The organism is Legionella sp. ST3F1 (assembly GCF_048553315.1).
Classification (GTDB): Bacteria; Pseudomonadota; Gammaproteobacteria; order Legionellales; family Legionellaceae; genus Tatlockia; species Tatlockia donaldsonii.
Map to the genome: position 1 here is coordinate 330,874 of NZ_JBLZIO010000001.1, position 11,954 is coordinate 342,827.

The window sequence follows — 11,954 nt, forward strand, 5'->3', positions numbered from 1 at the left end:
ATCTCAATTGTGAAAACCAGCCATGACGTAGGTCAATTTAACCTGGATTGCCAATAGATTCATACCATTGAAGAAATTGGCAGAAGGTTGCTATAAAAACTACTCTCTGCCTGGTACAGGTATCTTTTACACATCAATATTTTCGGCATCCAACGCATTGCTTTCAATAAATTCTCGTCGCGGCTCAACATTATCGCCCATCAAGGTCGTAAAGATTTCATCAGCAGCGACAGCATCTTCGACACTCACTTGTAGCATACGTCTAACTTCAGGATCCATCGTCGTTTCCCAAAGTTGTTCTGGATTCATTTCCCCAAGACCTTTATACCGTTGTACGGTTTGTCCTCGTTTTGCTTCATCCATCAACCAGTTGATAACCTCTTCAAAAGACTCTATTGCTTGTGTCCGTTCACCACGCTTGATCACAGCACCCTCTTCAATGAGAGATACCAGTTTTGTTCCCAAGCTGGACATTTCTTTGTAGTCCTTCGAGAAGAAAAATTCGGTATTTAGCAAAATGGGATTGACGAGGCCATGCTGGGTAACCATCACGCGAGGGACGTAATAGCCATTTTCGTTATTATGAATGACATCGACAGCATATTGGTGAGTTTTGCTTCCTAACTGCTGTAAACCCGTATGGAGTTGTTTTGCCCAGTTACTAATCATTTCTTGATTGTTAAAATTATCATGCTGCAATGCGGGTAAATAAAGTATTCTTTTGAGAATTTCTGCACTATAACGCCTTGCTTGACGCTTTATAATTTTCTCAACCCGTCTATATTGCCGCACTAACTCTTCCAGAGCCTGGGATGAGATTGCAGGAATCCCTTTGCCCGGGAAAAATTCAGCATTATCCAATGCCGACTGGGTTAAGTATTCAAATAAGGCATCATCATCTTTAACATACTGCTCTTGCTTACCGCGCTTAACTTTATATAAAGGGGGTTGGGCGATATAAATGTAGCCGCGTTCAACCAGCTCCGGTGTCTGGCGGTAGAAAAAGGTCAGCAATAGGGTGCGAATATGCGCACCATCGACGTCGGCGTCAGTCATAATAATAATACGGTGATAGCGAATTTTATCCGGATCGTATTCATCAGGACCGATACCACAGCCTAATGCTGTGATAAGTGTAGCCACTTCCTGGGAAGAGAGCATTTTATCAAAACGTGCTTTCTCCACGTTGAGGATTTTACCCTTAAGCGGCAGAATTGCCTGGAACTTTCGATCACGGCCTTGTTTTGCAGATCCGCCTGCTGAATCTCCCTCAACGATGTACAATTCAGAAAGGGCGGGATCTTTTTCCTGACAATCAGCTAATTTCCCAGGTAGACCAGCAATATCGAGTGCACCCTTGCGTCGAGTCATTTCACGTGCCCGACGCGCTGCCTCGCGAGCTCTTGCTGCATCAATAATTTTACCAACAATCGATTTGGCAATTGCTGGGTTTTCTAAAAGAAAATCATTTAATTTTTCAGCCACCAGCGATTCTACCGCTGCTTTCACCTCCGATGAAACCAGTTTGTCTTTGGTTTGTGATGAAAACTTTGGATCAGGAACTTTGACAGATAATACGGCAGTTAGACCTTCACGAGCATCGTCACCAGTAGTGGTTATTTTTGCTTTTTTAGCAAACCCTTCATTCTCTATATAGGTATTCAGTGTCCGTGTTAATGCAGCTCGGAAGCCTGCCAAATGCGTACCACCATCGCGCTGAGGAATATTGTTGGTAAAGCAAAAAATAGTTTCCTGGAACGAATCATTCCACTGTAGCGAAAGGTCTACACTAATGTTGTCTTTAATACCGCTTAGTGAGAAGACGATCGGCATAATAGGTGTTTTATTACGATTCAGGTGTTCAACAAAAGCTTGAATTCCTCCTTCATAGCGGAAAGTATCCTGCTTTTGAGACCGTTCGTCGTAAAGGTAAATGCAGACACCAGAGTTAAGGAAAGAGAGTTCTCTTAAACGCTTGGCAAGTATATCGTAATGGAATTCAATATTGTTAAAGGTGTTGGCACTTGGTTTAAACCAAACTTGTGTCCCTGTTGCAGTTGCATCCCCTGTCACTGCAAGGGGTGCGTCAGGAACACCATTACGGTAGTGTTGTTCGTGCAACTTTCCATTACGGCGAATCGATAAATGCAATTCTTCTGAAAGGGCATTAACAACAGAGACCCCTACGCCGTGAAGTCCGCCAGAAACCTTGTAAGAGTTATCATCAAATTTTCCACCTGCATGTAAAATTGTCATGATAACTTCTGCCGCTGAACGGCCTTCCTCTTTATGAATATCAACCGGAATTCCGCGACCGTCGTCTTTAACAGTGATTGATTCATCGGCATGAATGGTGACGCGGATTTCCTTGCAGTGGCCAGCCAAGGCTTCATCAATGGAGTTATCTACAACCTCAAAAACCATATGATGCAAACCAGTGCCATCGTCGGTATCACCTATGTACATACCTGGACGTTTTCTAACTGCATCCAGGCCTTTTAAAACTTTGATATTCGACGAATCGTAACTGGCGTCAACGCTCATAAAGATCCTCTTTACCTATAGCTGTAACAAATTGGCTATTATACCACTAGTTGAAGCCATTTTGTATGATTCATCTTGCCATACTTATGCTGAGTTTCCCCCAGCCATTTTTCTGTTTCACGTGAAACAACTTACTATTCCCTCCCTGCCCAAATTAGCAATTTAGCTAAATTGTTAAATTACTCTCTGCTTCGTCCCTGCGAACGATAGTAGATCCACCTGCCAGTGAGTTGGTTGGTGCAAAGAGAGAATCAACGCACAAGGTTGGCGAGGGAAGTACCTTTAATCGCGGCAAACCCAATTTTGCCATTGCGTTTTCAACAAAACTGGTAACATGATCTGTCAGTACCTTTAAGCTAACTTTTTCAATAGTATGGAAGGGGTGCTCAGGATCACTCTGATAACGATGGAGTAAATGCAACTTCATTTTGTTATCGTGGAAAACAGAGATAGTCAGTCTGCTATGAATTTTATCCTGCAAAAAATTGGCTATGGCAGTGGCAGCAGGCAAGTTATTGATACCTGCAAACCAGTGTCCATAGGAGTCTATAACAAGGCAGTTACCCCAACTGGAAACGTCATTCAGTGTACTCCCTGCTGCTCGTTCAAAGACAACAAATTCATGATTATAGGGGGTACCGTGAATCTCAAGCATTGTATTTTCAACATGAGGCCCCTTATTAACACCATAAAGGCTCAATAGCGCCAAACTAACCAGGGTGGCATGTTCCTGACAGCCATTAAGTCCCTGCCGAAATGCACTCATGACGCAAAGGACTAAAGCTTCGTAGGTGCAAATTGCTTTGATTGCTAGATTGATATTCTCTAGCAGTTCAGCTTTCTCATTTTTCAGATTGACTCCCTTATATCTTGTGGGCAAATTTCCACTCATTCCCAACACGGCTTGTTGTGCTTCAGCTACTTCCGAAGCAAGTTTTCTGGAAATGGATAACGTCAAAGAGTCGTGTAAGCCATACACTTTTTCTCTGGCTTTCGTATCATTTTTAATAAGCCGTGCTTGAAGGAAATCAAATAGTTCCTTTAGTGATGCTAAATCAATACTCATGATATCACTTGTGGTTAATGCACCAAATTCACTATTTTGCCTCAAATTTCCGTACATGTGAAATGGCCATTTTTAATAGAAAAAATGTTGTAATCAATCCATTTGTTCTCAACAAAAAGGCTGTCAAAATTAATGCAGGTAATGAAGAATTGTCCCGGAATTGTTTTAATTAGTTTAAATAAATTATTAATATGTGATTGATCTAATTCCGAAGAAATATCATCGCAGAGATAAAGACAACGTTTAGTTATTAATTTTGCCTGTGCCAGTTTTAATGCAAAGAGAATAATTTTTTGTTGCCCACGTGACAGATACTGCTTCGCTTGCAAATTATCACAATTCACAATCAGATCGGCTTGATGTGCCCCGTACTGCGTAAATTGTCGATATAGGTCACTCTCATAGCTATCAGTTAGGACGACTGATAAGTGTTTGCCGCTCCCTCGTCTATCCCATCCTTTATAGTAAGCCAGGGATGCTTTAAGATCTGTCAGCTGGCTTAATAAAAATTGGAACTCTCTATTGAGTTCAACAAAATATTGCCCGCGTAAGTTGTCTAACTGTTCAGAGAGCGTTACCAGCAGGTTATCCCAGGGTACTAGCTGCCTTGGGGATGCTTTTTGCCGTAACAGACTATTTCTTTGTTTTAGTACTCTTCGAAAATCTTTCCATAACGAATGATACGCTTGTTTCACGTGAAACAATCCCCAATCCAATAAACTACGACGGATAGATGGACCGGCATCAATAATCTGAAAAATATCCTGGTAAAAAACCTGACAAGGCAAAAAATAAGCTAATTCACTACTACTCTGACAAGGAGATGAATTAATACGAACTTGTGTTGGCGAAAGAAGAGATTTCTGTATACTGACCGTTTGTTCATCATCCGCTCTGGCAAAAACCGTCAGACAGTCAGATGACTCTCTCACCAGGGGTGAAATTTCTCTTGTGCGAAAAGAGTGGCCACTGCCCAAAAGGTAAATAGCCTCTAAAAAAGAAGTCTTTCCACTACCATTAGCACCAACAATAATATTGAGATGAGGGTGAAGATCTAAACGTGCAGATTCAATATTACGAAGGTTGTTGATCTGCAAATGGGCAAGACTCATAATTTCATAGGCATGATAACATATTGGTAATGTTCATCCTGTACTGACTCAACCAAAATACTACTATCAGTAGTCGACATTGATAAACGTATCAATCCTTCAGGAACAAAATTTAAAACATCAAGCAGGTAGCCCGCATTAATTCCAATTTTTAATTCATTACCATCGGTGTGAGCTTCCAGTGACTCCATCGCTTCTTCTTGTTCCTGATTATTTGCAACTAACGTAAGGAGAGCCGGTTGAACATGCAGCAACACAGCACGCGACTTCTCATGAGCCAGAATAGCAATTCGAGCGAGTGCCCTTTTAAGCACATCACGGTCTAATAGCACAAATTTATCTTGTTCTTTAGGAATGGCCTTGGCATAGGGAGGAAAGCGGGCTTCAATCAGTCTGGATTGGAAGGTATATTCCTGGCTAGACAATTTAAAGTAATTCTTGCCGGCAGCAATGCCTATTTGCTCATCTGATATATTATTGAGCAATCGAAGCATTTCCTGGACACCCTTCTTGGGTAGTAAAAAACGATGATGCGACACGATGGAATCACAAGGTAAACGGCATACTGCCATGCGATGACCATCAGTAGCAACCGCAGTGATTGCATTTGCATCTAACTCAAGAAGCAATCCATTTAAAAAAACTCGTACATCCTGTTGCGACATAGCAAAATGGGTAGATTGCAGCAAATGAATGAGATCGGTACGCGATAAGGAGAATTCAACCTCGCTAACTTCATTCTCGCTCGAGGGAAAATCATCCGCAGGCAACGTGGCAAGTTTAAATTTACTGCGCGCAGCACTAATAACGACGGTGCTCTCCTTCATCGTAATCGTTGGGCAGGCATCATCATCAAGCGAACGAATAATATCAATAAATTTTTTCGCAGGAACCGTTATCTTTCCTGTGGAGTGACTCATATTGCAGTTAATAAGCGCTGTAATTTCCATCTCTAGATCAGTCGCTGTTATAAACAAACGATTATCATTCAAGGAAAGCAAAAAATTAGACAAAATAGCCAAAGATTGTTTCTTATCAACCGCACCGGCAACTGTCAACAAAGGAGTAAGCAGTTGTTCTTTAGTAAGAGTCAGATCGAACATGGTTAATCCCTAATCAAGATGACAAAGTACGCATTAAATTCTTGTAGTCTTCGGCAAAATCAGTTTCATCCTGAATTAATTCTTTGACTTTACGGCAAGCATGAATAACAGTGGTGTGATCGCGCCCACCAAAATGATCGCCAATTTCAGGTAAACTGTGATTAGTCAACTCTTTTGCCAAAGCCATGGCCATTTGCCGCGGACGAGCGATCGAACGACTCCGTCTTTTGGATAATAAATCAGCAACTTTGACCTTATAGTACTCTGCAACTGTTTTTTGAATATTCTCAATGGTAACTAATTTATCTTGCAGCGCAAGCAGATCACGTAAAGCTTCATGTACAAAATCAATAGTAATCGGTTTGCCAGTAAAATGAGCATTTGCAATAACACGACGCAACGCACCTTCCAACTCACGTACATTGGAACGAATACGTTTCGCAATAAAAAAAGCAACTTCATAGGGAAGTTCAATATTAGATTGCTCTGCCTTGCTAATTAAAATAGCGACTCGCGTTTCAAGTTCTGGAGGCTCCACAGCAACAGTTAATCCCCAGCCAAAACGGGATTTAAGACGCTCTTCAACCCCTTCAATCTCTTTTGGATAACGATCAGAGGTAAGAATAATTTGCTGCTGTCCCTCCAATAAGGCATTGAAAGTATGAAAAAACTCTTCCTGAGATCGATCTTTGCCAGCAAAAAATTGAATATCATCGATTAATAGTGCATTGAGAGACCGGTAAAAACGCTTAAATTCATTAATTGAATTCGTTTGTAATGCCTTGACCATATCAGCCACAAAGCGCTCGGAATGGAGGTAAAGAACCTTGGCTTCAGGATTATTTTTTAAGATAGTATTACCAATGGCATGCATTAAGTGAGTTTTACCTAAGCCCACTCCACCGTAGATAAATAAAGGATTATAGGCATCACCAGGACGCTCAGCTACTTGCAGGGAAGCAGCACGGGCTAATTGGTTTGAGTTACCTTCAACAAAACTATCGAAAAGGAACTTCTTATTAAGGTAGCTGTTCTTATAATCAGCCGCTTTCTTTGGTATTACCTTGGCAGTATTTGTCTGTGTTTTTAAAGGTTGAACATCCGTATCAACAGGCTGGGCTACTTTAGTACCAATCTCTATACTAACCATCGAAACAGTATCACCACCAAATTGGCTAACCAGCTCTTTGATTCTTGAATAAAAATTTTTCTTTACCCAATCGACTACAAAACGATTGGGAGCCAGCAACACAAGACCATTATCCTGTATTTCCGCTTGTAGGGGGCGTAACCAGGTATTGAATTGCTGAACGGGGTATTCCTCTTTTAACAGCCCCAAACACTTCTGCCAAACATTTGCAGACACAAAAACTCCTCAATAGGCTAAAACAATATCACGCAAGCACAATCAAATAAAATATTGCCACTGAATGTACCAGGGGAGCAAGGGAAATACTTGCTCAGGAAATTTAAAGATTGCCTCCATCAAACCGACAACAACAAGCCAATATGAATCAAGAGCAAAATTAAATTTGGGTAAAATCAGATTTGCAAGGGCGTCAATTATACTAAGCAATGAGTAAAAGAACAGAGTTATCCACAATAACAATAAAATACCAGAATGAAAATATCAAATTGATGAAATCAGGAAATAGCGTGTGCAATAAAGACAACGACGAGGATAGATAAACAATGGTATAGCCTTCGGGATAAACTGGTTAAAAGAGAGGAATAAGTTAGGTATAACAAAATTCTCTTTTAAAAAAATGATCTTATAAAGAAGTTATTAGGCCGAATAAACAAAGCTTATCTACAACAAAAAAATATCGTAACTAGTTGTATTTGCTTTAGATATAGAAAGAACCAACAGATTTTAATGACTATATAAAAGTAATAAGCTTTTAAATAAATAACTTTATAGTTATTAGTGAACAACCAAACCCTGGTTATTTTTATGCAGTCACCTCTTGCTTGACTGTAACAATCCAAACAATGATGTTAGTAATATTAGAACTAGTACTAGTAAAATAAGTGGATAACTTGGCTTGCAAGAGAAGGGCTATTAACTTATGGACACATCATCGAAAGCATATTGAGTGGTTTTGAACAGCAAAACATTTATGTAACCAGTTGTATTTAAAATAAAAAACAAAACTTTCAACAGAAATTGTCCACATAAATATAAATAAAAATTCTAAAATATCTTTTTTATTAATTATTAGCAGCGCCCCAAGCAAATAAAAATCGTGCTTTATTCTTCCAACATGGTTTGACAGCCGATGTAAAGTTTTCTATCATTGCCAACCTCAAAAATTAATTAACAACAGGTTCATCATGAAACGCACTTTTCAACCAAGTAATCTGAAGCGCAAACGCGATCATGGTTTTCGTCAACGCATGGCAACCAGAGGCGGCCGCTTGGTACTAAAACGTCGTCGTGCGAAAGGACGTAAGCGTTTATCAGCCTAAGTGCACTGTTTTGGCAAAACACGTCGGTTATTAAACAAGAGCGATTATGACCACGTGTTTGAGCAGGCAAAGAAGATAGTTACCTCAGAGTTCATTATCCTATACCGTAAAAATTCTCTGGGGTACTCTAGGCTTGGGTTGGCATTATCAAAAAAAATGATACCCAAAGCACATGATAGAAATCGAATCAAACGTTTATTACGTGAAGGATTTCGAACTACTCAGTTACCTGCGATAGATATGATATTTTTGGCCAAACACGGTGTAGCAAAGGTAGAAAACAAAACAATAATTGCCAAATTAGGTACAATATGGAACAAATTAACCGCTTCATACGCAATCTAATTTGCTTGCCTATTGTTATGTACCAATTTCTATTACGTCCTATCATGAAACCCTGTTGCCGTTATTACCCGAGTTGTTCAGAGTATGCCTTAGCTGCCATCAAACATTTTGGTGTTTTAAAAGGAGGCTGGCTTACCTGTCGACGGCTACTGAAATGCCATCCTTGGTCTGTTGGTGGCTATGACCCTGTATTACCTAACAAAGAGAAGCCTTGATGGATATACGTCGTGTAGTTTTATATGCAGCGCTAGCGCTGATTGTTTACTCTCTGTGGACCAGTTGGCAGCATGATTATCCGCCAGTCCATCCCCAACAAGTAGTTAGTGAAGAGAAGGCCACAGAAGCCAAAGATAGCCAATTGCTACCTAACATAGGAATCAGTAGTACTAATCAACCGGAAACAAAGGTTATTACTGGATCCGAGGAAACGATAAATGAAAACGCTGCTTCTCAGCTAGTTCGCGTTAAAACAGATGTGCTCGATTTACATATTGACACACGCTATGGTGATATTGTTAAGGCGCAATTACTGGACTACCCGGAAAGCCTTGAAGATAAAGATAACCCTATTACCTTGTTACAAAATCGTACGAGTGAACGATATGTGGCGAATAGCAGCTTGCTGACTGGCTCAGGACAGTCAGTGCAGACTCTTAATCTCAATTTAACCTCAGACAAAGAAAAATATGAATTAAAGCCAGACGCAGAAAAACTAACGGTTGTTCTTAATGGCAAAACACCGGAAGGTTTAGACGTCAAAAAAGAGTTTGTCTTTACCAGAGGAAGTTACCTAATTCAAGTCAATTACTTATTGAATAACCAGAGTAAAGACGCTTGGACTGGCTATATGAATACGCAACTCTTGCGTAGTTCACCGCAAGAGGATCAATCAAGTATCTTCCATGTTGGATCTTACACGGGTGCATCTTACTCCAATCCCCAGCACCGTTATCAAAAGGTTACTTTTAAAGATATGACTAAAACCAATCTGGAGACAAAATCTCAAGGTGGTTGGATTGCAATGCAACAGCATTATTTCTTGAGTGCCTGGGTACCGAATGCGATCAGTAACAACTTGTTTTATACGCGCGTTGCTAATCAGGATTACACGATTGGTTCAGTCAGTGAGCCAATTGAGGTTGCGCCAGGAACAGAGAAAAAAATCGGCTCCAGTCTTTATATCGGTCCTGAAATTACCAGTGTGTTGAAAGGGATTGCTCCAGGACTTGATTTGACAGTGGATTACGGTTGGCTGTGGTTTTTGTCTTCCCTATTGTTCTCATTAATGAAAGCCATTCACTCGGTAGTCGGTAATTGGGGATGGTCCATTGTTTTAGTTACCGTATTAATTAAATTAGCCTTCTACCGCTTATCAGCCACCAGTTATAAATCAATGGCGAGTATGCGTAAGTTACAACCTAAATTACAGGCTTTGCGTGAACGTTATGGTGATGACAAGGCCAAAATGAGTCAGGCAACCATGGAGTTGTACCGTCAGGAAAAAGTTAACCCCTTAGGTGGTTGTTTGCCTATTATTATCCAGATCCCGGTTTTCATCGCCCTTTATTGGGTTTTACTAGAAAGCGTTGAATTACGACAGGCGCCTTTTATTTTCTGGATTAAAGATTTAGCGGTTGCCGATCCATACCATGTATTACCCATCATTATGGGCGCTACCATGTTGATCCAGCAGCGCTTGAATCCTGCGCCACCCGATCCAATGCAAGCCAAGATAATGATGTTCTTGCCGATCCTCTTTACCGGCCTATTCTGGAATTTCCCCGCCGGTCTGGTTTTGTACTGGATAGTGAACAACGCTTTATCAATCTTGCAACAATGGTATATCACACGTAAGTACAGTGATGACAGGCCAAAGAAAACTCTGGTTTCTGCGAAGTAAATGTCATCGGATACTATCGCAGCAATTGCCACTCCTCCTGGACGCGGAGGAGTGGGTGTTATACGCCTCTCGGGTCCGCAAGCCTATTCCATCGCTTTACAATTGAATGGGAAAAAGAGTTTAACTCCCCGTATCGCAAAATATGGCTCTTTTGTTGATCGACATGGCAATGTTCTGGATAACGGCTTGGCTATTTACTTTAAAGCCCCTCATTCTTTTACCGGCGAAGATGTGGTGGAGCTGCAAGGACACGGGGCCCCTATTGTTTTGGATTCTCTACTAAAAGAATGCATTACTCTGGGAGCACGATTAGCCAAACCGGGAGAATTTTCCGAACGTGCCTTTTTGAATGATAAAATGGATTTAACTCAAGCTGAGGCGATAGCCGATCTTATTAATGCCAGCTCACAAACAGCCGCTCGCATGGCCCTAAGATCACTGCAAGGTGATTTCTCAAATAAAATCCATGAATTAAACGAAAACATAATTCACTTACGCCTTTTTGTGGAGGCCGCCATAGACTTCCCAGAAGAGGAAATTGATTTTCTTAGCGATGGTAAAGTGGCGACGATGCTGGCAGATGTTTTAGCATCGCTGAAGACTATTCGTAACAGTGCATCGCAAGGTGCCATTATTCGAGAGGGTTTGTCGATTGTCATTGCTGGTCGTCCGAATGCTGGAAAGTCAACGCTTATCAATTGCCTGGCTGGCCGAGATGTGGCGATAGTAACCGATGTGGCCGGTACTACGCGTGATGTTATGCGCGAGCATATTTTGCTTGATGATATCCCTTTGCATTTGATCGATACAGCAGGTCTACGCGAAAGCGAGGATCTGGTAGAGAAAGAAGGAATTAAGCGGGCCTGGCAGGAGGTAAGTCGTGCCGATTGCTTATTGATGGTAATCGATATTAACAAGACCGATTGTAGCAGTGAGCTCAGTGAAACCATTCGCAATACCTTACCCCCCGGTGTTCCTGTGATTCAGATTTATAACAAGATTGATTCGGCGGGCCTGACTCCCAAAACAGAAGAACAGGCTGTCTACCTTTCCGCTAAATCAGGTGCTGGCCTGGAGTTGCTAAAAGACAAAATTAAAGAGGTTGTCGGTTATCAGCCAACGGAGGGTTTATTCTTAGCTCGAAGGCGCCATTTAGATGCCTTAGATAGGGCAAAAGAGTTACTACTCGCCGGGCAGCAACAGTTGACTACGCAAAGAGCTGGCGAATTACTTGCTGAAGATTTGCGTCTTGCTCATCAGGCTTTGGGGGAAATTACAGGGGAATTTTCCTCTGATGATTTACTGGGTAGAATTTTTTCCAGTTTTTGCATCGGTAAATAAAGTTAATATTTTTTGCAAAGATGTTAATTGAGTAGGCAAAAAACCCTCAGTATCAATAAAAAATTATTATAAAT

Annotated in this window: 10 protein-coding genes; 5 read left to right on the forward strand and 5 right to left on the reverse strand. The window is 41.0% G+C overall.

The genetic code is table 11. The features are described from left to right. Nucleotides 1-126: 126 nt before the first annotated feature. From gyrB to dnaA, 5 genes are all read right to left on the reverse strand, one after another. Nucleotides 127-2,544 (reverse strand): DNA topoisomerase (ATP-hydrolyzing) subunit B, encoded by a 2,418-nt coding sequence (gene gyrB, locus ACN4Z1_RS01540; protein ID WP_228363522.1) that lies wholly within the window; start codon nucleotides 2,542-2,544, stop codon nucleotides 127-129. A 166-nt stretch (nucleotides 2,545-2,710) separates the two neighbouring features. After that, the gene (locus tag ACN4Z1_RS01545; RefSeq protein ID WP_228363521.1) at nucleotides 2,711-3,667 is read right to left on the reverse strand and encodes a hypothetical protein; all 957 of its coding nucleotides are present in this window, start codon (nucleotides 3,665-3,667) and stop codon (nucleotides 2,711-2,713) included. After that, nucleotides 3,652-4,722 (reverse strand): DNA replication/repair protein RecF, encoded by a 1,071-nt coding sequence (gene recF, locus ACN4Z1_RS01550; RefSeq protein ID WP_228363520.1) that lies wholly within the window; start codon nucleotides 4,720-4,722, stop codon nucleotides 3,652-3,654. The genes ACN4Z1_RS01545 and recF overlap by 16 nt, the downstream gene beginning before the upstream one ends. After that, complete coding sequence (gene dnaN / locus ACN4Z1_RS01555; protein WP_115219936.1) at nucleotides 4,719-5,825, reverse strand: DNA polymerase III subunit beta; 1,107 nt, start codon at nucleotides 5,823-5,825, stop codon at nucleotides 4,719-4,721. The genes recF and dnaN overlap by 4 nt, the downstream gene beginning before the upstream one ends. Before the next feature lie 13 nt (nucleotides 5,826-5,838). Beyond that, nucleotides 5,839-7,191 carry a chromosomal replication initiator protein DnaA gene (gene dnaA, locus ACN4Z1_RS01560; RefSeq protein WP_115219935.1) on the reverse strand — a complete coding sequence of 451 codons (1,353 nt, stop codon included), beginning with the start codon at nucleotides 7,189-7,191 and terminating at the stop codon, nucleotides 5,839-5,841. A 968-nt stretch (nucleotides 7,192-8,159) separates the two neighbouring features. Between dnaA and rpmH the strand changes: the two genes are divergently transcribed. From rpmH to mnmE, 5 genes are read left to right on the forward strand one after another with little or no spacing between them, the layout of a single operon-like run. Continuing rightward, entirely contained in the window at nucleotides 8,160-8,294 is a 135-nt protein-coding gene (rpmH, locus tag ACN4Z1_RS01565) for a 50S ribosomal protein L34 (RefSeq protein ID WP_019215662.1), read from the forward strand. A gap of 54 nt (nucleotides 8,295-8,348) precedes the next feature. After that, the gene (rnpA, locus tag ACN4Z1_RS01570) at nucleotides 8,349-8,639 is read left to right on the forward strand and encodes a ribonuclease P protein component (RefSeq protein WP_245954034.1); all 291 of its coding nucleotides are present in this window, start codon (nucleotides 8,349-8,351) and stop codon (nucleotides 8,637-8,639) included. Further along, nucleotides 8,606-8,854, forward strand: coding sequence for a membrane protein insertion efficiency factor YidD (gene yidD / locus ACN4Z1_RS01575; protein ID WP_082646613.1), 249 nt, complete (start codon nucleotides 8,606-8,608; stop codon nucleotides 8,852-8,854). Before rnpA ends, yidD begins: the two co-directional genes overlap by 34 nt. Then, a complete protein-coding gene (yidC, locus tag ACN4Z1_RS01580) occupies nucleotides 8,854-10,539 on the forward strand; it encodes a membrane protein insertase YidC (protein ID WP_228363519.1) in 1,686 nt (561 codons plus the stop codon). The genes yidD and yidC overlap by 1 nt, the downstream gene beginning before the upstream one ends. Then, complete coding sequence (mnmE, locus tag ACN4Z1_RS01585; RefSeq protein WP_228363518.1) at nucleotides 10,540-11,880, forward strand: tRNA uridine-5-carboxymethylaminomethyl(34) synthesis GTPase MnmE; 1,341 nt, start codon at nucleotides 10,540-10,542, stop codon at nucleotides 11,878-11,880. It begins immediately after the preceding gene. Nucleotides 11,881-11,954: the final 74 nt, after the last annotated feature.

Excerpts from the sequence above, each read along its gene's own strand:
- gyrB (WP_228363522.1), bottom strand. The coding sequence starts at position 2,544 with ATGAGCGTTGACGCCAGTTACGATTCGTCGAATATCAAAGTTTTAAAA.
- ACN4Z1_RS01545 (WP_228363521.1), bottom strand. The coding sequence starts at position 3,667 with ATGTACGGAAATTTGAGGCAAAATAGTGAATTTGGTGCATTAACCACA.
- recF (WP_228363520.1), bottom strand. The coding sequence starts at position 4,722 with ATGAGTCTTGCCCATTTGCAGATCAACAACCTTCGTAATATTGAATCT.
- dnaN (WP_115219936.1), bottom strand. The coding sequence starts at position 5,825 with ATGTTCGATCTGACTCTTACTAAAGAACAACTGCTTACTCCTTTGTTG.
- rpmH (WP_019215662.1), top strand. The coding sequence starts at position 8,160 with ATGAAACGCACTTTTCAACCAAGTAATCTGAAGCGCAAACGCGATCAT.
- yidD (WP_082646613.1), top strand. The coding sequence starts at position 8,606 with ATGGAACAAATTAACCGCTTCATACGCAATCTAATTTGCTTGCCTATT.
- yidC (WP_228363519.1), top strand. The coding sequence starts at position 8,854 with ATGGATATACGTCGTGTAGTTTTATATGCAGCGCTAGCGCTGATTGTT.
- mnmE (WP_228363518.1), top strand. The coding sequence starts at position 10,540 with ATGTCATCGGATACTATCGCAGCAATTGCCACTCCTCCTGGACGCGGA.